The organism is Chthoniobacterales bacterium, from assembly GCA_018883245.1.
Classification (GTDB): Bacteria; Verrucomicrobiota; Verrucomicrobiia; order Chthoniobacterales; family JACTMZ01; genus JACTMZ01.
The window spans coordinates 40886-62104 of sequence record VEQL01000014.1 but is presented as its reverse complement, the minus strand read 5'-3'; the positions used below and the strand labels follow the sequence as shown (position 1 = coordinate 62104).

Below are 21219 nucleotides of genomic sequence, written 5' to 3'. Positions count from 1 at the left end.
GCATTCCTCGCCTCCGCCTCTGCCTGGGCCGGCGATGTAGCCGCCCCGGCGTCGAATGTTCCCGACTGGGGCAAGTCCGCCGTCTGGTATCAGATTTTTCCCGAGCGCTTCCGCAACGGAGATCCGTCCAACGACCCCACGCGCGATACGCTCGAGATGCATTTCCCCAACGTGGGCGGATGGCGCGTGACGCCATGGAACGGCGACTACTTCGTCCGAGATGAGTGGGAAAAAGCGATCGGCGACAGCTTTTACGAGAACGGCATATTCCACCGACGCTACGGCGGGGACTTGCAGGGTGTGATCGACAAACTCGATTACCTCAAGGACCTCGGAATCACGGCGATCAAGTTCAACCCGGTTTTTTACGGCCGCTCGCAGCACAAATACGACGGCAACTCGTTCCACCATATCGATCCGAACTTCGGCCCCGATCCCGCCGGCGATTTCGAGATCATCCGCAATGGCGGCGAGACGGCCGATCCTGCCACGTGGAAGTGGACAGCCGCGGACAAGCTTTTCCTCGAGCTGGTGAAAAAGGCCCACGAGCGCGGCATACGCGTTGTCATCGACGGCGTATTCAATCATACGGGACGCGACTTTTTCGCCTTTCGCGACATCCGAATCAACGGGGAGAAGTCCCCCTATGTCGAATGGTTCACCATCCAGTCCTTCGACGATCCCGCGACGCGCCGCAACGAATTGCGCTACACGGGTTGGGCCGGCTTTTTCACGCTGCCGGAATTCCGCAACAACGGCGACGGAAGCGACCTCCATCCCGGGCCGAAGCAATACATCTTCGACGCCACGCGGCGTTGGATGGATCCCGACGGCAACGGCGACACGAGCGACGGCATCGACGGGTGGCGCCTCGATGTCTCGGAGGAGTTGCCGGACAAATTCTGGCGCGATTGGAACAAATACGTTTTCGGCATCAATCCCCGGGCCATCACCGTGGCCGAGGTCTGGACGAATGCCGCGGATTATCTGAAGCACACGGGATTCTCCGCGACGATGAACTACTACGCTTTCTCCGTCCCGGTGAAAGCCTATCTCATCGACAACAGCATCAGGCCCTCCGCTTTCGGCGATATGCTCAACGGGCGGCGCGAACAGCTGCCGGTGCCCGTGCAACTGGCCATGTGGAATCTCACGGATTCCCACGACACGGACCGCGTCGCACAGATGATCATCAACCGCAACCGCGGCGGCAACTACGCGAATCCGGAAAAGTTCGACTACGACGAACCGGGCAACTCGGCGCGGACCAACGAGCGATACGAGGTGCGAAAGCCGAACGCAGAAGAGCGTGCGATCCAGCGGCTGGTCACCCTTTTCCAGCTCACCTACGTCGGTGCGCCGATGTTTTTCTACGGCGTCGAGGCGGGTGTGTGGGGCGGCGACGACCCGGACTGCCGCAAGCCGATGCCGTGGGAGGATATCTCCATGGCGCCAGAGCGGCAGGATCCGCGCGGACGGCAGCGGCCTGCGGATGACGCCAATTTCGACAAGCAGTTGCACGGATTTTTCCGCGACGCGATCGCCGTGCACGCGGCAAACGCGGCGTTCAGGACACCGTATTTTTCCGTGCTGCGCGCTGACGACGACAAAAACGTGATTGCTTACAGCCGTGGCGCGGGTGACGACCTGCGCGTGGTGGTGATCAATCGCTCCGACAAAGACCAGACCGTGGGCATTCCGGCGCCGGCGTCCAAAGTGGTTTTCACCACGGCCGGATCCCCGGAAGCGGTGAGGGTCTCCCCTTCGGCCGGAGCTTGCGAAGTCTCGCTGCCGCCGCTCACCGGTGCGGTTTTTCGCTGATCCGCTGCGGCTTTTGATTGCCCCGGCCAGGGGAACCTGCTAACTATTAGCACAGTTAATGAAGCGCGTCGCTTTTGCCAACACGGTCCTCCGCGACGGGCACCAGTCGCTCGCGGCGACGCGGATGAAGACGGAGCAGATGCTCCCGGCCCTCGCCGATCTCGACGCTCTGGGGTTCGCGCAACTGGAGACGTGGGGTGGGGCGACCATCGATTCCTGCCTGCGCTACCTAGGGGAAAATCCTTTCGAGCGCATCACCGCGCTCAAGTCCGGTGCCTCGAAGACGCCGCACAGCATGCTTCTGCGCGGGCAGAACATCGTGCAATACACGAGCTTTCCGGACGACGTTGTCGAGGCGTTCGTGAAATGCACCGCCGGTCGCGGGATGGATGTGCTGCGAATTTTCGATGCGCTGAATGATCCGCGAAACCTCGAAACGGCCGTCCGCGCCACGCTCCAGGCCGGCAAACAAGCCCGCGGTGAAATTTGCTACACCCTCAGCCCGGTCCACACGATCGAGGCCTTCGTCACTTTTGCCGGGGCTCTCGTCGAAATGGGCTGCCAATCGCTGAGCATCAAAGACATGGCCGGACTCATCACCCCGAAGGTGGCCTACGATCTTGTTTCCACGCTCAAGAAGAACTTCGACGTTCCTGTCATTCTGCACAGCCATGACACTGCCGGCTTGGCCGCCAGCGCCTATCTTGCCGCGATCGACGCCGGTGTGGATATCGTCGAGACCTCGATCGTTCCGTTCGCCAACGGCACCGCGCAGCCCGACACGCTGCGAATGATGGCTTTGCTCGAGGGGCACCCGCGTTGTCCCGATTACGATCGCGAGCGCTTGGCGCGTCTCCGCACGCATTTCGAAAAAATTTACGAGGAACTCAAGGCCTTCACCAGCCCGGCCAACGAGCGCGTCGATGTCGATATCCTCACTTACCAGGTTCCCGGGGGCATGCTCAGCAACTTCCGCACGCAGCTCAAAGACCAGGGGATGGCGGCGCGTTACGACGAAGTCTTGCGCGAGATGCCGGTCGTGCGCGCCGCTCTCGGCTATATTCCTCTCGTCACGCCGACGTCGCAGATTGTCGGCACGCAGGCCATGCTCAACGTCAAGTTCGGACGGTGGAAAATGATCTCGCAGCCCGCGCAGGACGTTGTTTTGGGGAAATACGGCCGCACTCCGGGGCCCGTGGACAAGGAACTGCTTGCACTCGTGGAAAAACAAAGCGGCAAAAAAGCGGTGACGGTCCGTCCTGCGGATTTGCTTTCTCCGGGGCTTCCCGCCTTGCGCGACAAGCTGAAAGAGAAAGGGTTTCCCGAGGATGACGAGACGGCAGTCCTCTACGCCATGTTCCCGGTGGAGACCGAAAAACTTTTGCGCGGCGAAAAGCCCGGCGAAAAACCTCCTGCGGTTGCAGCCCCGCAATCAAAGGCCACTGCAGTGCCACAACCGAAGAGGCGGCCTGCGCGTTATGTGATGCAAATCCAAGGAAAGAGCCACAACGTCGAAATCGAGGAGCTGGTCTCGTGAGCGGGTTGTTCTCCGAAAAGCTGGACCTGGCTGAATTTGCGCCGGCGTCTTTGGACGAATGGAAGGCGGCTGCAGAGTCTTCGCTGAAGGGCAGGCCGCTTGAAAAGCTCGTTTCACGGACCCCCGATGAACTGGCCGTCCAGCCGATTTACCAAAAGGAAAACTCGTCGCGTCTCGCGGGAGCGGATCATGACCCCGGTGTTTTTCCTTACGTGCGCGGCGGCAAGGGCGGCACCGATTGGGAGACGGTTCAGGACGGTGAACCGGAGCTTCCCGTGGGAGGCGTTCGTATCGATGTCGCCGAGATCCACGAGGACGGAGGGACGGCTGTGCAGGAAGTTGCTCTCGCATGGACGCGGGGCCTTCAGGCGCTGCGCGAACTCGCATCCAAGGGTGAAAGTATCGACAACGCGGCGGCCAAAATCCGTTTCTCTTTCGCGGCAGGAGGAGAGTTTTTTGTCATCCTCGCCAAATTACGGGCTGCACGTTACGGCTGGTCGCGGATTGTCACAGCCTGCGGCGGTTCGGAGGCTGCGGCGCGGATGGTCATCCACGCCCGCACATCGCGCTGGGAGCAGTCTTCACTCGATCCGCACAACAACATGCTCCGGGCAGCCTCTGCGGCTTACGCGGCCGTGCTGGGTGGGTGTGAAAGCCTCGGTGTGGCACCGTTCGACGAGGTCTTTCGCGAGCCCGATGATTTTTCCCGCCGCATCGCCCTCAATACGCAGCGGATTTTGCGCGAAGAGTGTCATGCTGCAGCCGTGGCCGATCCCGCTGGCGGGTCGTGGTTTGTCGAGACCTTGACCAAGGAGATTGCCGAGGCCGCATGGTCGCTGTTCCAAAAGGCTGAGCCGGCAGATGTCGGTGCCTCGGCGCGGAAACAGCGCGCGACCCTCTCCACGCGCCGCCGTGCGATGGTCGGAGTCAACCAATACGCCAACCCGGCCGAAAAACCGGCGGAGGCCAAGGCCGCGGATGGCCGGCTGGCCTGCGATTTCGAGAAGCTGCGGGCCAATGCTTGGAATTACGCGCAAAAAACCGGTGGTGCGCCGAAAATATTTCTCATGACCATGGGACCGATCAAGCAGCACAAAGCCCGCGCGGATTTCGTGCGCGGTTTTCTCGAGCCGGGAGGATTCGAGGTGATCTACCCGTCGGGATTTGAGACTCCGGGCGACGCGGCCAAGGCCGCGGTTGCTTCCGGAGCGTTGGCCGCGGTGCTCTGCTCGACCGACGACACTTATCCGGGGTTGGTTCCCGCGGTGCTCGGGGAAATGAACCGTGCCCTTCCGGTGATCCTTGCGGGATATCCTGCGGAGCATGTCGAATCCTTCAAGGCTGCGGGTGTCGCGGACTTCATCCACTTGAAAGCCGATTGCGGCGCGTTCCTCTCCGATTGGCAAAAAAAACTGGGGGTCGCGGGATGAGCAAGATACCGGATTTTTCGAATATTCCGCTGGAACTTGATGCGAGAGGCCACGGGCATGCAACTGGCGCCCGGTCTGCTTGGACCACGATGGAGCAGATCGACGTCAAGCCGGTTTATCGACCGGACGATCTGGCGAATTGCCCGCACTTGGGTTTCACCGCGGGAGTTCCGCCTTTTTTGCGCGGTCCTTACGCCACGATGTATGTCACACGCCCTTGGACCGTGCGCCAATACGCCGGATTTTCCACCGCGCGCGAGAGCAATGCTTTTTACCGTCGCAACCTGGCCGCGGGGCAGATGGGCTTGAGTATCGCCTTCGATCTCGCCACGCACCGCGGCTACGACTCCGACCACCCGCGCGTGGTGGGCGATGTCGGCAAGGCCGGTGTGGCGGTCGATTCCGTGCAGGACATGAAGGTGCTCTTCGATGGCATCCCTCTGGACCGCATGTCGGTATCCATGACGATGAATGGCGCGGTGATCCCCGTCATGGCTTTCTACATCGTCGCCGCCGAGGAGCAGGGCGTTCCGCCGGAGAAGCTCACCGGCACGATCCAGAACGACATCCTCAAGGAATACATGGTGCGGAACACCTACATTTATCCGCCGGACGCCTCGATGCGCATCATTGCCGACATTTTCTCCTACACATCGGAGAAGATGCCGAAGTTCAACAGCATCAGCATCTCCGGCTACCACATGCAGGAAGCGGGAGCCACGGCCGATCTCGAAATGGCCTACACGCTTGCGGACGGCGTGGAATACGTCCGCGCCGGCATCAAGGCCGGCATCCCCATCGACTCCTTCGCGCCGCGTTTGTCGTTCTTCTGGGCCCAGGGCAAAAACATGTTCATGGAAATCGCCAAGATGCGCGCCGCTCGCGTGCTCTGGGCGAAGCTGCTCAAGGGTCTCGGGGCGCAAAATCCGAAATCGATGGCCCTGCGCACGCACTCCCAAACCTCGGGATGGAGTCTCACCGAGCAGGATCCTTACAACAACGTGATCCGCACCTGCATCGAGGCAATGGCCGCCGCCTTTGGGGGCACCCAATCGCTCCATACGAACTCGCTCGATGAAGCCATCGCTCTGCCGACCGATTTTTCGGCGCGCATCGCCCGCAACACGCAACTCTTCCTGCAGGAGGAGACCGGCATCTGCCGCACGGTGGATCCGTGGGGCGGCTCTTACTACGTTGAGAGCCTCACGCGCGACCTTATGGAGCGTGCATGGGCTCACATCGTCGAGGTCGAGAAACTCGGCGGCATGGCCAAAGCAATCAATACGGGTCTGCCCAAAATGCGCATCGAGGAGGCCGCAGCCCGGCGGCAGGCGCACATCGATTCCGGCCGTGAAGTGATTGCAGGGGTCAACAAATACAAGCTCGAGAAGGAGGAAGAGCTGGAAATTCTCGAAGTGGACAACACCGCAGTCCGCGAAGAGCAAGTGGCCCAGCTCAAAAAGCTGCGCGCCGAGAGGGACAATGCGAAGGTGACTCGGGCGCTGCAGGCGCTGACCGAGGCGGCCCAGGACGGAAAGGGCAATCTTCTCGCTTTGGCGGTGGATGCGGCCCGTGCCCGTGCCACACTCGGGGAGATTTCCGACGCGATGGAAAAAGTGTATGGTCGGCATATGGCGGTTGTCCGTTCCATCTCCGGCGTTTACGGGCGCGAATACGGCGAAACAAAGCTCGTCGGCGATGTGCGGCGCATGTGCGCGGACTTCGAGACGCGGCACGGCCGGCGTCCGCGCATCCTCGTGGCCAAGATGGGACAGGACGGCCACGACCGCGGCGCTAAAGTCGTGGCCACGGCTTATGCGGACCTCGGCTTCGACGTCGATATCGGCCCGCTCTTCCAGACGCCCGAGGAAACCGCCAAGCAAGCGGTCGAGAACGACGTGCACATCGTCGGGTTCAGTTCGCTGGCCGGCGGGCACAAGACACTGCTGCCCCAACTTGTCGAGGAACTCAAAAAGCTCGGACGCCCGGATATCCTCGTCGTGATTGGCGGTGTCATTCCCGCGCAAGATTACGATTTTCTGCGGCGCCACGGTGCGGCGGAAATTTTCGGTCCGGGCACGGTGATCCCGGAAGCCGCCAAGCGGTTGATTCTCGATCTTGAGGGGCAGGTCAAAGCGTGACGCGGTTTTCTGCGGCGCCACCGGTTCCCCGGATATAATATTAAAAATGATCAAATCCCCGCCTCGCGCCCAATGCTTACTGATCCGGACCACGAAAAAGAAATAACAGGCAGCGCGCCCGGCCGTGCGGAGTGGCTGGGCAACCACACCGACTACAACGACGGACTGGTTCTGGGCATCGGGCTTGATGTCGGTGCGACGGTGCGCGCGCGTGTGTGCAGGGATCACCTTCTCCGTCTTCATGCGGCGGATCTTGGCGAGAGTCATGGATGCTCCTTGGACAACCTCCAGCCAGCGGGCGAAGGATCCTGGGCGAATTACGCGATCGGCGTCGCTGCCGCCTTCCTCTCACGGGGCGCGAAGCCCTGCGGGCTCGAGTTGGAGATCCGCAGCACCGTGCCGATGGGGGCCGGTCTCAGCAGCAGCGCGGCCTTGGAATGCGCCACGGCGCGGGTCTTCCAGCAGGCTTGGGGCACCGCTTTCGACGATCTCGAATTGGCCCGGATCGGGCAGGAAGCAGAGCACAAATTTGCCGGCGTCCGGTGCGGATTGCTCGACCAAGTGACTTCGCTCTTTGCGACGCGGGATCACGCCGTATTCCTCGACTGTCGAAGCCTCGATGTGCGCCGCGTGCCGGTGCCTGCGGATGCGCGCTTCGTCATTGTCCAAAGCGGGGTGAAACACGCGCTGTCGGACGGCGCCTACAATGCCCGGCGGTCGGAGTGCGAGCAAGCGGCCCGCGCGCTAGGGGTGTCCAAATTGCGCGATGCGTCGGATGCCATGATTGCGGAGGCGGTCAATCAGGGGCGGCTGTCCGGAGCGCCCCAGCGGCGGGCCTCCCATGTGGTCGGTGAGAATGCGCGTGTTGCCGCCGCTGTGGCAGCCCTGGAGCAAGGCGATCTGGTTTCCGTGGGAAAGCTGATGAACCAGTCCCACGAAAGTTCGCGCACTCTTTTCGAGAATTCCTGCGGGGAATTGGATTTTCTTTCGGGCCTTGCACGGGAAATTCCCGGATGCCTCGGCGCGCGGCTCACAGGAGGGGGATTCGGCGGCGCTATCCTCGCGTTGGTTGGCCGGTCGCAGGTCGATGCGTTCGTGGAGGAACTGAAAACCCGCGTGCTGGCCGTGTGGGGCAGGGAACCCGCGGTATCGGTCAGTTCCGCCGGGGGTCCGGACCAAGCTATTTGATCTTTGCGCGGGTCGCCTTGAGCGCTTGGGCGGAGGCCTGAAGCGCCTGCATCTCTTTCGGCCAGAGTTCGATTTCGAGTTGCTTCACGACGCCGGCACGGCCGACGACTGTGGGCACGCTCAAGCTGATGCCGCGGATGCCGTAGGAGCCCTGAATCTGGCTGGAGACGGGAAGAACGCGTTGGCGGTCGAGGGCGATGCAGTCGATTACTTCCTTGATCGTCACTCCGACAGCCCAACCGGCGCCGCCTTTGCGCGAAATGACTTCGGCCCCGCTCTTCTGCGTGCGCTCGAACACTTTCGATTGGAACGTTGGCGTGACACCGGGGAACTTCAACAGCGGGAAGCCGTCCACTGTGGCGGACGACCACACGGGCAGCATGCTGTCGCCGTGTTCGCCGAGGATCATGGCACGCACCTGCGTGGCGGGGAGTTTGAGTTCCGAAGCAATGAGCGAGCAGAAACGCGAGCTGTCGAGCATGGTGCCGAGCCCGAGGACCTGTTGCCACGGGAGGCCGAGGCGCTCCACCGCGAGCTGGGTGAGAATGTCCACCGGATTGGAAACGACGAAGATGATCGCGCTCTTTTTCAGCCCGGCCTGCTTCAGGCTGTCGAGGATGCCGTTGAAAAGCCCGACGTTCCGGTTGATGAGGTCGAGTCGCGACTCGTCCGGTTTGCGGCGAAGTCCCGCCGTGATGCAGACGAGGTCCGCTTGGGCGCAGTCAGCGTAGGTGCCGGCGTAAATGTTCTGGTCCGCGCAGAAGGCCGCTCCATGCAGGAGGTCGAGGGCTTCGCCTTCGGCCGCAGCCTGGTTGGCGTCGAGGATGATGAGGTCTTTGACGAGTCCCGAGCATTGCAGGGCAAAGGCTGCGCAACTGCCGACGCGGCCTCCGCCGCCGATGATGGCTACTTTCATGATTTATTTCAGGTTGGCGACGATTTCGTCGGTGATTCTTTGCACGAGGGCTTCGATTTCTGCGGATGCCGGTGCAGAGGAAGGTGCCTCGAGCGGGGTGAAAGGCGTGACGGGTGTGGCGCAACCGCGCTGCCCGCACATTTGGGTCCACGGATCGACCTCGCAAAGTTCGGCGGGTTTGAGTCCGTAACGCGGGTCGGGAAGTCCGAGGCCTTTTTTGATGTCGAGCAATTCGCCGATTTTTTCACACGGGATGGACGCTCCGCCGGGGATGGACTGCGCCAGAATCACCGTGCGGCAGTAGGCGTCGGTGATTTCCATTTTGAAATAGGCATCCTCCACCGACTTGCCCCAGGTGATGACGCCATGGTTGCCCATGATGATCGACTGGTGCTGCGGGGCGAGGGGTTTGATGGACTCGGCCATCTCGGCCGAGCCCGGCGTCTTGTATTCGGCAAGGGCGACGGTGCCGACAAACACCTCCAGCTCGGGGATCAGCCGCGGCGGGGGTTGCATGCCCTTGATGGCAAATGCTCCGGCATGGCAAGGATGCGCGTGGCACACGGATGCGGCTTCTGGGGTGGTGTTGTAGATCGCAAGGTGTGTTGTGATCTCGCTGGAACGCTTCCATGTTCCGGCCACCTGGCGCCCTTCGCCATCCACCATGCAGAGCATGTCGGGCGTCATGAAACCCTTGCTCACGCCGGTGGGCGTGCAAATGAAGCGGTTGTCCGTCAGCCGTGCTGAAATGTTGCCGCCGTTGCCGTCAGAATATTCTCGGATCCAAATCCGCCGCCCGATCTCGCAGATTTCCTTTTTGAGCTTTTCCGCGAGAGGCGAATTGAACAACGCGGCGTCCCCGGATGTGGTCAGGGCGGTGACGGCCGAGCTTTCGCCCGCAGCCCCTTCCTGGAAGACGATTTTGATGCCGGCCTCGGAGAACGCATCGCGCGCTCCGGGTGTGAGGAGAACCTCGCGGTTGTGGCGGAATTCCTTGGCTCCGGTGCTGACGAAATCGGCAGCGTCTTTGTGGGCGAACACTTTCATGATTGCGGTTGGATGAACATTTCATCGACGAGCGCGGCGCAATAGGCGTCCACGGGCGTCGGTTTGGGAAAAGGGCAGGCGGCTTCGCGGCCTTCGCTGATGGCGACGGTCTGTCCGACATCGGCGCCGAGGCGGTCGTAAACGACGATCGACGGATCGAATTTCTGTTCGCCTTTCAGCGTTTCACGGCGCCACGGCAGCGTGAGCAGCAGCCGCTCGCCGTTGTAGGCGGGGTTGCGCACGGAGAGTGTGACGCGGCCGATGACGGTGCCGAGTCTCATACGGCGAGGGCTCCCTCCGGATCGATGATGCCGGTGACGTTCCAGCGCGCGGGGCTGAGTTCGTCATTGACCATTTTGCGCGCTTCGGCGCCGTCGCTGGAGATGATGACACGCTGTCCGATGGCGGCGCCGAGTTGGTCGAGGACGATCTGCGGCGCAACATCACCTGATTCGGGCACGGCGACGAGCAAGCGAGTGCCGTGGAAGCTGGGATGCTTCACGGTCGAGGTGACGTGGCCCTGGATGACGGCTGTGCGCATCAATAAAGGTTGAGGTTTTCGACCATCACGCAGCGGCGGGAGCGGGTGAAGGTCATGGGCGTGGTGACGCCTTCGCCGGTCGGCGTGGCGATGCTGAAGCTGAGGAAGCCTTCGCCGCCGAGCCCGAGGCCGGTCATGCAGGGTCCGTTCTTGATGAAAAGCGTGGTGTCGGCGACTTGCGCCATTTTCGTGAGCGCGTCGATATTGCGCGAGTGCATGATGGCCGTGTGCTTGTAGCCGTGCTCGGCCTTGACTGCCTCCTTGATGGCCTCGTCCACGTTTTTCACGCGAACCACGGGAATAAAGGGCATCATTTGCTCTTCATCGACGAAGATGTTGTCCGCCTTGGTCTCGCCGAAAAGGAGCTTGGTCGAGGCGGGGACATCGAGGCCGATGGCTTTGGCCAAGACGGCGGCGTCGCGGCCGACGAGGTCGCGGTTCACCACGGGGTGCGGGCATCCGGCGCCTTTGCCCTGCGGGAAAACGAATGCTTTGTCCGCAAGAGCTTCGATTTGCCGCGCATCCAGCTGGACGGCGCCGGCTTTGCGGAGTTCCTCCATGAGTTTGTCCGCCACGGAATCCACCACGAACACTTCCTTCTCGCCGATGCAGAGGAGATTGTTGTCATAGGCGGCGCCCTGGATGATCGAGGCGGCGGCGCGGGCAAGGTCGGCCGTTTCATCGACGACGACCGGCGGGTTGCCGGGCCCGGCGCAGACGGCGCGCTTGCCGGTCTTCATGGCCGCGGCGACGACGGCGGGGCCGCCGGTGACGCAGAGGAGTTTGACGTGCGGGTTGGCGCACATCTGCTGGAAGGTCTCGAGGGTGGGCTTGGTCACCGTGCAAAGCATGTCGGTGATGCCGGTTTCTCTGGCAATTGCCTCGTTGTAGGCCTTGATCGCGATCGCAGCGCACTTCGCGGCACCCGGGTGGGTGTTGAAGACAACGGTGTTTCCGGCCGCGATCATGTTGATGGCGTTGCCGGTGAGGGTGGGGACACTATGGGTCGACGGCGTGACCGCACCAATGACTCCCCACGGTGCGAAGTCGATGACGGTGAGCCCGAAGTCGCCGCTGAAAGCCATCCGCTCGAGCATTTCCACGCCGGGCACGAGGTCGCCGCAGATTTTGAGTTTTTCGATCTTGTGCTCGAGGCGTCCGATCTTGGTCTCCTCGAATTCAATGCGGCCCCATTCGTCGGCTTTCTCGACGCAGAGGCGGCGGATGACGGCGATGGCTTTTTTGCGCGCTGAGACACCGGCAGCGCGGAGCTTTTCGAACGAGTGCTGTGCGGCGTCGCAAGCCGCGTTCATGTCCTCGTAAACGCCGTAGGATCCGGAGGTTGATGCCCCGGACGCGCGGGATCCGGAGGATGCGACGGCTGATGCAGGGGCCGACTGGTGTTGGCGGAGGCGGCTGAGCACCTCGCTCACCACTTTGGTCACGATTTGTTCGTCGATGGCGCTCATTGGGCTTTACTTGGCTTGGTAGATTTTGCGTTTGGCGACATCGACCGTGTCCACGATGCCGACGACGACAGCATCGACCGGCGAGTCTTTGTCGGGACCGGCCAAACGGGCGGAGCTGCCCTGCACTACGAGGACGACTTCGCCTTCGCCGGCGCCGAGTGAATCCACGGCGACGAGGGTCGAACTGCCTGGGCGCAATTCCACGGCATCCGGCTTGTCCACCACGAGCGGGCGGACGAAGAGGAATTTCGCCCCCGTCATTTTGGGGTTCTTCTTCGTCGCGACGATGCTGCCTTCGACCTGCGCCAGGATCATGGCGTTATTTGGCCTTTGGCAGGATCACCGAGGTCTCGGGATTCGGTCGGGCAATGACGCTCACGGAGACGATTTCGCCGAGGGACTGGGCCGCGGCGCGTCCGGCTTCGGTGGCTGCTTTGACCGCGGCGACATCGCCGGTCACGCAGACGGTGACCATGGCGTTGCCGACTTGGGTCATGGGACCGGCCAGCTCGACGTTGGCGGATTTGAGCATGGCGTCGGTCGCCTCGACAAGGGCGACGAGGCCGCGCGTTTCGATCATTCCTAGGGCTTGTTGCATATGGTTTGTTGGTTTGAGGTTTGTTGGAGAAATTCAGGCGGCTTGCTGTTGTGGATGTTCCTGCAGGAGGCGCCAGGCGTTGCGGGCGATCACGATTTCCTCGTTGGTGGGAATGACACGCACTTCGACTTTGGAATCCGGTGCGCTGATGACGGCCTCCGTCGCGCGGCAGGCAGCGTTGGCGGCCGCGTCGAGTTTGAGTCCGAGGCAGTCGAGGTTTGCACAGATTTCGGCGCGCAGGTCGGGGTTGTTCTCGCCGATGCCCGCGGTGAAAACGAGGACGTCGAGTCCGTCGAGTTCGACAAAAAATTGTCCGAGATATTTGCGGATGGCGGCGACAAAGACGGCGATGGCAGTTTGGGCGTCCTTGTTGCCCGCGTTGGCCGCCTCTCTCAAGTCGCGCATGTCGCCGGTCTGCAGTCCGGACATACCTTTCAAGCCGGAGTCCGAGGCGAGGGCTTTCTCCACGGCATCCCAGCCGAGGCCGCACTCGCGGGCGAGATAGATCATGGCGAAGCAATCGAAATCGCCGGCACGGTTGTTCTGCGGCAGGCCGCTTTGCGCGGTCATTCCCCAAGTCGAGTCGATGGCGACGCCGTTTTTGACCGCGGCCATGGACGAACTTCCGCCGAGGTGGCAGGAGACAAGCCGCGTTTTATCCGAGCCTCGCAGCTCGGCCGTGCGCTCGCTTATGTAGCGGTGGCTGGCGCCGTGGAAGCCGTAGCGGGCGACGCCGTATTTGTTTTTCCACTCCAGCGGCACGGGGAAGCGGCGATTGTGCTCCGGAACCCGGTCGTAAAATGCCGTCTCGAAAGTGCCGATGCATGGCAGGGAAGGATACAACTTGTTGAAAAGGCGCACGCCGTGGATGTAGGGCGGATTGTGCGCGGGAAGCAGCGAGGCGATGTCTTCCATCGCTGCAAGGACGCGCCCGTCCATGAACTGCGTGCCCGAGATTCCGCGGGCCATGACAGGTTTGAAGCCGACGGCCGCGAGATGAGCAAGCCCGCCGAGTTCCTTGTCGGTCAGGCGGATCGCATCCTCGTGGGTGACCACGTCGCCCTGGCCGCTTTTTTCCGGTCCGTCGCCGACGGTGATTTTCCATGCGGCGCGGTCGGAGCCGAGGCGCTCGAATCCGCCTTTGGCCAGCAAACGCTCGTTAGGCATCTCATACAAGCGGAACTTGAACGAGGTGCTGCCGAGGTTGGCGACCAAGACCTGGCGGGTTTCGGGCATGGGCGGATTATTTCGCGGCTTTGCCGGCAACGAATTTGCCCAACTTGGCGAGGTCCCCGTGCGGGCGGGGGATGACGTGGACCGCGATCACTTCGCCGATGGAGGCGGCGGCTGTGGCGCCGGCTTCGACGGCAGCTTTGACGGCCGCGACTTCGCCGCGAATAAACGTGGCTACGTGTCCCGAGCCGACTTTTTCCCAGCCGACGAGTTCGACATTGGCGGCTTTGAGCATCGCGTCAGTTGCTTCAAACTGGGAAACGAGGCCCTTTGTTTCGATCATTCCGAGTGCTTGTCCGGACATAATTTTGGTGTGGTTGGTTTGGATTAGGCGGTGAAGAACGCGAGAAGTTCCGGCGCGGGGCGGGGAATAACGTGGCCGGCCACGAGGTTGCCCACGCGGGTGGCGGTTTCCTTGCCGGCCTCGACGGCGGCTTTGACGCTGCCCACATCGCCGCGCACGATCGTGGTGATCATGGCGCCGCCGATGGGGATAGATTTGATGAGTTCGACGTTCGCGGCTTTGACCATGGCATCACTTGCCTCGACCAGTCCGGCGTAACCTCGGGTTTCAATGAGTCCGATTGCTTGGTTCATGTTGGTTTTATGTTGGATTGAGTGTGGGTTGTCAACGTGAAATTAGTTCGACCTTGTTTGCCCTGTCAAGATCACAGGCGTTGGCTTCGTCCGTGTCAATATGGACCTCCAGTTTGAAGGTGGGGTCCACGCGGACGATCAAGTCGTCGAAAACGGTGGTGCAGCCGGGAGCGGTGACGCGAAGGCCGATCTTGTCGAGGTGCTTCACGCCGTAGAATTTGGCGTCTTCGGGGGACATGTGGACGTGCCGCGCGGCGCGTATGACGCCGTTTTTCATCTCGAGCATGCCTTTGGGGCCCATGATGTAGGCGCCGGGCGTGCCGTCAATGTCGCCGGACATCCGCACAGGTATGTCGATGCCGAGTTGGATGGCATCTGTGAGGGCAAGCTCGACCTGCGTGAGGTTGCGGCAAGGGCCGAGAATCCGAAGGTTGGGGATGATTCGCTTGCGCGGGCCGATGAGCGTGACGGTTTGCTCGGAGGCGAACTGGCCCTCCTGGTAGAGCCATTTGTGGACCGTGAGTTCCGCGCCGGGGCCGAACAGAACCTGGAGGTTCTCCGGGGAGATGTGCATGTGGCGTGCGGAGCTGTTGACCAAGAGCGTGGGGGCAGCGCCTCCCGTGGGAGCGTTGGCAAATTGCTTGAGCAGAATTTCCCGGACCAGCGATTCGACTGTCTGACGTGAGGGATGAGACACGGGTTTCTCGGGATGGTGGGTTGTCAAAGTAGGTGCGGGGATGCTGGTGTGGCGTTGCGAGGCTCAGCTCATGCCGCAAACATTGCCGTTCATGCGGTGAGCGGGTTGCTCCCCGGGCTCGGATAGCCAGCGCTCGATTTCGTCGAGCGTTTTGCGTCCGCAATTCCGCTCGTTGCTGAGCAGTTCCAGAACGTTTTTGCTGCGCGCCTCGCTTCGCCCGGAAATTCCGTGCCGCCCGAGGGCGTTGGCCGCGCGGGCGGAGAGATTTGTAAGTTCCGTGGCGCCGTTGAGCAACTTGAGGGAGCGGCGGTGCCGCGAAAGCATCAGCGAGATGGCTTGGGGTGTGACGTGGAACTGCTGGGCGATCTCGCGGAAGGAATAACCCAGGCCGCGCATCATGGCGATGTCTCGAACTCGGTTGGGAATATCCTCGGGATCAATGGTTGGCAACTTGCCGAACCGGCGGCTAACTGTCTTTTCGGAAGCAATTTGAGGTGGCATTAACGTTTAGCTCGAAGAAGGAAAATTATTGTCGGTGTAAAGTAGGATTTGTTGTGTATGTCTTTGTTTCTGCCTGCGCAACTGTTTTTTTTCTTGTTTGATAATGGAGTCGGATAATAGTGGGAGTTATCCACAAACTGGCCTCATTTTTCCCCATGCTCGCTGTAGAACGTCATCGCTGGCTGCTTGAAAGGGTGAACGCCCAAGGAAGCATCCGGACTTCCCAGGTGGCCCAAGCGCTGGGGGTCACCGAAGAGACGGTGCGGAGGGATTTCGAGAAGCTCGCAGCCGAGGGAATGCTCATGCGATCGCATGGAGGAGCCGTTCGATTGGACGCCAACCGGCGCGAATCGCCCGTTCAGGATCGCGCGGAGCAGAATATCGGTGCCAAGCAAGCCATCGCCGCCGCCGCCATGGCGCGGATCAAAGTGGGGCAGACGGTTTACTTCGACGCCAGCACCACGGTGCTCCAGCTGGCTTTCATGTTGCCCGAGCAACCGCTCACCGTGGTAACCAACGGCCTGCAGATCGCGATGGCGCTTGCGGAAAAAAGCGACATCGACTGCGTTTTGCTCGGTGGAAGTCTCAGGGCCAGTTCGCTCTCCACCGGCGGATGGGCGTCCGAGAAAGCTTTGGACATCTATCACCTCGATGCCGCGTTTCTTTCCTGCCGCGGCGTGGATCCCCAGCGTGGCATGAGCGACGCGGGCGAGGTGCATGCCCGCCTCAAGCATGCGGTGATGGAGCGGTCCGACGAAGTCATCCTGCTGGCCGATTCCTCCAAAGTCGGCTTGGCATCCAGCTACTTTTTCGCGCGCCCGGGTGAAATTGATTTATGGATCACCGACCGCCCCTTGCCCCCGCAGGTTTCCGAAGTGGTCAAGGCCCAGGGGCTGCGCGTGCAGGCAGCAAATGAAGATTGACCGATGAAAAAACGTGTTTACCTGGCAGCCGATCTCGGCGCGGACAGCGGACGTGTGATGGCCGGAATTTTTGACGGCCGCAAAATCATGCTGGAGGAGATGGCGCGGTTTCCGACCGGCGGCATGCTTTTGCCCGACGGTTGGCACTGGGATCTGCTCCGGATTTACGCGGACATCCGCAAGGGAATCGCGAAAGCCGTGGCGGCGCACGGCAACGATGTTGTCTCCGTCTCGGTGGACACGTGGGGCGTCGATTACGGCTTGCTCGATGCGGGTGGAAGGCTCTTGGGAATGCCGTGGATGTATCGCGATTCACGCACCGACGGGGCCATGGAGGCGGTGGATGCCTTGGTGAATGCGGACGAACTTTACCGTCGCACGGGCATCCAGCCGATGTTCTTCAACTCGATTTACCAGTTGTTCGCCGAGACGCGGCAGCACCCGGCGGCGGTGAAAGCGGCAACGCGTCTCGCTTTTGTTCCGGATCTGCTGACTTACTGGCTCGGCGGCGAGCAAACCGTCGAGCGCACCATCGCCAGCACCTCGGGTTTGCTCAAGGCCGGTGCCGCGGAGTGGGACAAAGAACTTGCGGAAAAACTTGGTATTCCGGCTGCCCTTCTCCCGCCCGTGAGCGAACCCTGCACCATTGCGGGCAATCTGCGCGGCGATGATGGAAAGCCCGGCAAGATCAAGGTGGTCCTGTGCGGCAGCCATGACACCGCCTCCGCCGTGGCCGGGGTTCCGGCCCGCGGGAAGAACCCTTTGTTCATCAGTTCCGGAACTTGGTCGCTGATCGGGCGCGAACTTCCGGATCCTATCGTGACCGCAGCGACGTGTGCGGCGAGGTTTTCCAACGAGCAGGGGCTGGGTGGCACAACACGTTTCCTCAAGAACGTCGCCGGCATGTGGCTTCTGCAGGAATGCAAGCGCAATTGGGAGCGCGGGGGCGAGAAGCTCGAATACGAGTCCATCGTGGCCAAGGCTGCGGGCACGAAGACAGATGGCTTCATCGACCCGGACGCTCCCGAGTTTTCCCGTCCGTGCGACATGCCCGCTGCAATCGCCGCGTGGCTTTCCAAATCCGGGCAGAATGCGCCGGGCAGCCGCGCGGAAACGACGCGCATTATTTTCGAGAGTTTGGCGCTGAAATATCGTCTGCTCTTGCGCACGATGAAACAGTGGATGCCCGACTTTCCCGACACCCTGCATATCGTCGGCGGGGGATCGCGCAACGCGCTGCTCAACCAGATGACCGCCGATGCCGGCGGCCTGCGTGTTTTGGCGGGACCGTCTGAAGCCACGGCGCTGGGCAATGTCGTCGCACAGATGATCGCCTGCGGGGATCTCGCTTCGCTGGACGACGGGAGGGATTTGATCGGAAGATCTTTCGAAATCGGTGAATTCACGCCGCGCGACACCGCGCTTTGGGACGATAAAGCGGCGAAGTTCGACAAAGTCCTCTCTGCCTCATGATCAACCTAGCCGCCAGGCCCAAGGGAAAGCGTGTCCAATTGATGGCCACCTGCCTCTGCGATGCCTTTTACGATGACGTGGCCAAGGCAACCGTCGAGGTGCTTGAGCACGCGGGCTGCGAGGTCGATTTTCCCGAGAACCAGACGTGTTGCGGCCAGCCCGCTTTCAACTGCGGCCAGTGGCCCGCCGCACGAAGTGTCATGCGCCACACTGCAGGCGTTTTCGCCGGCACCGACCCGATAGTCGTCCCTTCAGGTTCGTGTGCGGCCATGATGTTCCATGGATCGACGCTGGAATTCGAAGGCGAGAAAGACCGCGCGGCAATCGAGCAAGTCGGCGGCCGCACGTGGGAGCTGGGCGATTACCTCGTTAATGCCCTTGGCATCAAGGAGTGGCCGGGTGAATTCAACGCCAAGATTGCTTTTCACCGCGCGTGCCACACCCGCGGCACGGCCAGCGGTCCGGCCGTCCTGCAACTTTTGCAGTCCATCAAAGGCCTCGAAATCGTGCCGTTCGGCGAAGGGGAGCAGTGCTGCGGCTTCGGTGGCACATTTTCCGTCAGCTTTCCCAACGTTTCCACCGCCATGGGCGAACTCAAGTTGGAAAACATCCGCGCCGCGCACCCCGATTTCATCGTCTCCGGCGACATGAGTTGCCTCATGCACCTCGGAGGGTTGGCCGAGCGCGAGGGACGGCCGGTCAAGACGCTGCATTTCGTCCAAATACTGCGCGACGCGCTGCACAAACATCATGGCACGGCAGGCGATTGACACTTACGTAGCGGAGCTTGCTCCGACGGTCCGGAACGCGGTTCACCAGAGCACGGCGGCGACCACCTCCAAACGCTACCAGTTGCTCGGCGAAGATTACGCCGATGCGGACTCTTTGCGCAAATTGGCGGGCTCGATCCGCCAGCATACCCTCGAGCACCTCGACCGTTATCTCGCGCAGGCCGAGGAAAGCCTGTCTGCCCGAGGGGCCAAGGTGCATTACGCGGTGACGGCGGATGACGCGCGGCGCGCGGTCGGGGATATTCTCAAAAGTGCCGGCATTACCAAAGTCGTCAAATCCAAGAGCATGGTCACCGAGGAGATCCATCTCAACGACTACCTTGCCGAACAAGGTGTCGAATCGATCGAGAGCGACCTCGGTGAATACATCGTGCAGATCGACGGGGATCATCCCAGTCATATTGTCCGCCCCATCATCCACAAGACCCGCGGGGATATCGCAAAGAGCTTCGAGCGGGAAGGATTGGGGGACTACAATGACGATCCCGAAACGATCACGCGCCGCGCCCGCAAGTTTTTGCGCGGGAAATACCTCGCCGCCGGCGCGGGCATCACGGGCGCGAATTTCGTTTCGGCCGAATCCGGACGCCTCGTGTTGGTGACCAACGAAGGGAACTCGCGCTTCTGTCTCGCACCGACGAAAATTCATATCGCTCTCGTGGGCATCGAGAAAGTCGTTCCGTCCGACGCGGACCTCGCCGTTCTGCTCAATTTGCTCGGTCGCTCCGCCACCGGGCAGCAGCTCACGGTTTACACCGAGTTCATCAATGGTCCCCGGCGCAAAGACCGTCCTTCCGGGCCGGAGGAAATGCATGTCATCTTCGTCGACAACCGTCGCACCGAAGTCCTTGCCTCGAATTGCAGGGAAATCCTCCGCTGCATCCGCTGCGGGGCCTGCCTGAATGTCTGTCCCGTTTATCGCCAGGCATCCGGTCATGCCTACCGCAGCGTGTATCCCGGCCCGGTCGGCGCCGTCCTTTCCCCGCTTCTGGCCGGGGACAAATTCAAGGAACTCGCCGATTTGCCCAAGGCGTCGAGCCTTTGCGGCGCTTGCAACGAAGTTTGTCCGGTCGATATTCCGATCCCCGACCTGCTTCTGCGCCTTCGGGACCGCGCCCACAAAGAGCATGTGCCTTCGCCGGGCACGCCGCCCATGGCCGGTTTCGCCATCCTCGGCAGCCATCCGCTCGTCTGGCGCGCAGCCATGACTTTCGGCGTGGCGAAAGACTACCTTCCGCTCGATAAAATGCCCGTGCCTTATCTCAGCTCGTGGTTGAAAAAGCGCACGCTGCCGGAATGGCGCGGCGGAAAATTCCGGTCTTGGATGAAATCGCGCCAAGCCCGCAGCCGTCCTGACGGAGGCAATGGACAATGAGCGCCCGCGAGCAAATCTTCTCCGCCATCCGGGGTGCTTTGGCGCCGCTGCCGCACCGCGAGTCACGCCCCGACGTCCCGCGCGGTGTTGCGGATGCGCAATGGATGGGGGCGGAGGCCGATACCGTGAAGCTCTTCAAAGACCGCGCTTCTGCCGTCGGCACGCTGTGCTTCTCCTCGGTCGGAGAACTGGTGTCGTGGATTTCCGGCCAAAAACCCGGAAAGATTTTCATCCCGTCGGAATTGTCCGCCATTGCCTCGCAGCTTGGGACGGACGTCGCGCTGACATCCGAATACCAGCGCCCGGCCGTGGACGAAATCGATGTCGCCATCACCCCTGCAGCCGCAGGCATCGCGGAATCCGGAACCATCATTTTGACTGACGACTGCACCCCGGACCGTCTTGCCGCTTTGGCGCCGTGGACGCATATCGCGGTGCTGCGCAAGGACAGCATCCACCGTTCGATCGCCGACGCGATCGCCGCCATGCCCGACGATCCGAATATTGTCTGGGTCACCGGACCTTCGAAGACCGCCGATGTCGAGGGCATCCTTATCAAGGGTGTTCATGGCCCGGGCATCCAAGGGTGCCTGTTGATTTGACGGGCCTGCCCCGCGGTTTGTCATGAAAGCGAAAAGGAGCGGACGCCTCATGGACGCGTTCATTGCCGATCTCGCAAAGTTTTGCCGTTCCAAGCACGGGCGCGTGACCGAACTTGCCAAGCATCTCGGCATCGCCCAACCGCATGTATCCGCGTGGCTGGCCGGCACGCAGGAGCCTTCAGGCGAGCACACGCTTCGCATTCAGGCGTGGATCCAGGCGGAAGGTGCCACACCTGCACAGGGCCGCGCGGTCCGTGTGCGTGCGGTGAAAGAGCCTTCGGTCTCGCCCGTGGCGGAGGAGACGCCTGTCTGGTTGCTGTGACCGGAGCGGCGCGGCGC

General features: G+C 61.7%; 23 protein-coding genes. 11 read left to right on the top strand and 12 right to left on the bottom strand.

The window, feature by feature from the left end:
• The 5 genes from FGM15_06860 to galK form a co-directional block, all read left to right on the top strand.
• The coding region (locus tag FGM15_06860) for an alpha-amylase (GenBank protein ID MBU3665583.1) at positions 1 to 1821 on the top strand (1821 nt) is incomplete at its 5' end.
• A gap of 58 nt (positions 1822 to 1879) precedes the next feature.
• Positions 1880 to 3358, top strand: coding sequence for a pyruvate carboxylase subunit B (locus tag FGM15_06855; protein ID MBU3665582.1), 1479 nt, complete (start codon positions 1880 to 1882; stop codon positions 3356 to 3358).
• Positions 3253 to 4788, top strand: a complete 1536-nt coding sequence (locus FGM15_06850) for a hypothetical protein (protein MBU3665581.1) — start codon at positions 3253 to 3255, stop codon at positions 4786 to 4788. The genes FGM15_06855 and FGM15_06850 overlap by 106 nt, the downstream gene beginning before the upstream one ends.
• Positions 4785 to 6929: a methylmalonyl-CoA mutase gene (gene scpA / locus FGM15_06845; protein ID MBU3665580.1), complete on the top strand. Its 2145-nt coding sequence runs from the start codon at positions 4785 to 4787 to the stop codon at positions 6927 to 6929. Before FGM15_06850 ends, scpA begins: the two co-directional genes overlap by 4 nt.
• 72 nt (positions 6930 to 7001) lie before the next feature.
• Positions 7002 to 8117: a galactokinase gene (gene galK / locus FGM15_06840; GenBank protein ID MBU3665579.1), complete on the top strand. Its 1116-nt coding sequence runs from the start codon at positions 7002 to 7004 to the stop codon at positions 8115 to 8117.
• Here galK and FGM15_06835 read toward each other — a convergent pair.
• From FGM15_06835 to FGM15_06780, 12 genes are all read right to left on the bottom strand, one after another.
• Positions 8110 to 9033, bottom strand: coding sequence for a lactate dehydrogenase (locus FGM15_06835; protein ID MBU3665578.1), 924 nt, complete (start codon positions 9031 to 9033; stop codon positions 8110 to 8112). The two genes, galK and FGM15_06835, sit on opposite strands and share 8 nt — an antisense overlap.
• A gap of 3 nt (positions 9034 to 9036) precedes the next feature.
• A complete protein-coding gene (locus FGM15_06830; protein ID MBU3665577.1) occupies positions 9037 to 10080 on the bottom strand; it encodes a class II aldolase/adducin family protein in 1044 nt (347 codons plus the stop codon).
• Positions 10077 to 10361 (bottom strand): hypothetical protein, encoded by a 285-nt coding sequence (locus tag FGM15_06825; protein ID MBU3665576.1) that lies wholly within the window; start codon positions 10359 to 10361, stop codon positions 10077 to 10079. Before FGM15_06825 ends, FGM15_06830 begins: the two co-directional genes overlap by 4 nt.
• Positions 10358 to 10621: an ethanolamine utilization protein EutN gene (locus tag FGM15_06820; GenBank protein MBU3665575.1), complete on the bottom strand. Its 264-nt coding sequence runs from the start codon at positions 10619 to 10621 to the stop codon at positions 10358 to 10360. The genes FGM15_06825 and FGM15_06820 overlap by 4 nt, the downstream gene beginning before the upstream one ends.
• Entirely contained in the window at positions 10621 to 12090 is a 1470-nt protein-coding gene (locus FGM15_06815) for an aldehyde dehydrogenase EutE (protein ID MBU3665574.1), read from the bottom strand. Before FGM15_06815 ends, FGM15_06820 begins: the two co-directional genes overlap by 1 nt.
• 6 nt (positions 12091 to 12096) lie before the next feature.
• Entirely contained in the window at positions 12097 to 12405 is a 309-nt protein-coding gene (locus tag FGM15_06810) for an ethanolamine utilization protein EutN (protein ID MBU3665573.1), read from the bottom strand.
• Positions 12406 to 12409: 4 nt separating this feature from the next.
• Positions 12410 to 12688 carry a BMC domain-containing protein gene (locus FGM15_06805; protein MBU3665572.1) on the bottom strand — a complete coding sequence of 93 codons (279 nt, stop codon included), beginning with the start codon at positions 12686 to 12688 and terminating at the stop codon, positions 12410 to 12412.
• A 33-nt stretch (positions 12689 to 12721) separates the two neighbouring features.
• Positions 12722 to 13924: an acetate/propionate family kinase gene (locus FGM15_06800; protein MBU3665571.1), complete on the bottom strand. Its 1203-nt coding sequence runs from the start codon at positions 13922 to 13924 to the stop codon at positions 12722 to 12724.
• A 7-nt stretch (positions 13925 to 13931) separates the two neighbouring features.
• Positions 13932 to 14225, bottom strand: coding sequence for a BMC domain-containing protein (locus FGM15_06795; protein ID MBU3665570.1), 294 nt, complete (start codon positions 14223 to 14225; stop codon positions 13932 to 13934).
• A 23-nt stretch (positions 14226 to 14248) separates the two neighbouring features.
• Positions 14249 to 14518, bottom strand: a complete 270-nt coding sequence (locus FGM15_06790) for a BMC domain-containing protein (GenBank protein ID MBU3665569.1) — start codon at positions 14516 to 14518, stop codon at positions 14249 to 14251.
• 31 nt (positions 14519 to 14549) lie between these two features.
• Positions 14550 to 15215 (bottom strand): phosphate propanoyltransferase, encoded by a 666-nt coding sequence (locus tag FGM15_06785; GenBank protein ID MBU3665568.1) that lies wholly within the window; start codon positions 15213 to 15215, stop codon positions 14550 to 14552.
• A gap of 63 nt (positions 15216 to 15278) precedes the next feature.
• Positions 15279 to 15716 (bottom strand): hypothetical protein, encoded by a 438-nt coding sequence (locus FGM15_06780; protein MBU3665567.1) that lies wholly within the window; start codon positions 15714 to 15716, stop codon positions 15279 to 15281.
• Positions 15717 to 15871: 155 nt separating this feature from the next.
• Here FGM15_06780 and FGM15_06775 point away from each other — a divergent pair, with 155 nt between their 5' ends.
• The 6 genes from FGM15_06775 to FGM15_06750 are packed head-to-tail and all read left to right on the top strand — an operon-like array spanning position 15872 to position 21202.
• The gene (locus FGM15_06775) at positions 15872 to 16639 is read left to right on the top strand and encodes a DeoR/GlpR transcriptional regulator (protein MBU3665566.1); all 768 of its coding nucleotides are present in this window, start codon (positions 15872 to 15874) and stop codon (positions 16637 to 16639) included.
• Positions 16640 to 16642: 3 nt separating this feature from the next.
• On the top strand, positions 16643 to 18112 hold the full coding sequence (locus tag FGM15_06770) for a rhamnulokinase (GenBank protein MBU3665565.1): 1470 nt from the start codon (positions 16643 to 16645) through the stop codon (positions 18110 to 18112).
• Positions 18109 to 18882 (top strand): (Fe-S)-binding protein, encoded by a 774-nt coding sequence (locus FGM15_06765; protein MBU3665564.1) that lies wholly within the window; start codon positions 18109 to 18111, stop codon positions 18880 to 18882. Before FGM15_06770 ends, FGM15_06765 begins: the two co-directional genes overlap by 4 nt.
• The gene (locus tag FGM15_06760; GenBank protein MBU3665563.1) at positions 18863 to 20278 is read left to right on the top strand and encodes an iron-sulfur cluster-binding protein; all 1416 of its coding nucleotides are present in this window, start codon (positions 18863 to 18865) and stop codon (positions 20276 to 20278) included. The genes FGM15_06765 and FGM15_06760 overlap by 20 nt, the downstream gene beginning before the upstream one ends.
• The gene (locus FGM15_06755) at positions 20275 to 20880 is read left to right on the top strand and encodes a hypothetical protein (protein ID MBU3665562.1); all 606 of its coding nucleotides are present in this window, start codon (positions 20275 to 20277) and stop codon (positions 20878 to 20880) included. The genes FGM15_06760 and FGM15_06755 overlap by 4 nt, the downstream gene beginning before the upstream one ends.
• Before the next feature lie 22 nt (positions 20881 to 20902).
• Positions 20903 to 21202, top strand: a complete 300-nt coding sequence (locus FGM15_06750) for a helix-turn-helix domain-containing protein (GenBank protein ID MBU3665561.1) — start codon at positions 20903 to 20905, stop codon at positions 21200 to 21202.
• The last annotated feature ends 17 nt before the right edge of the window (positions 21203 to 21219 follow it).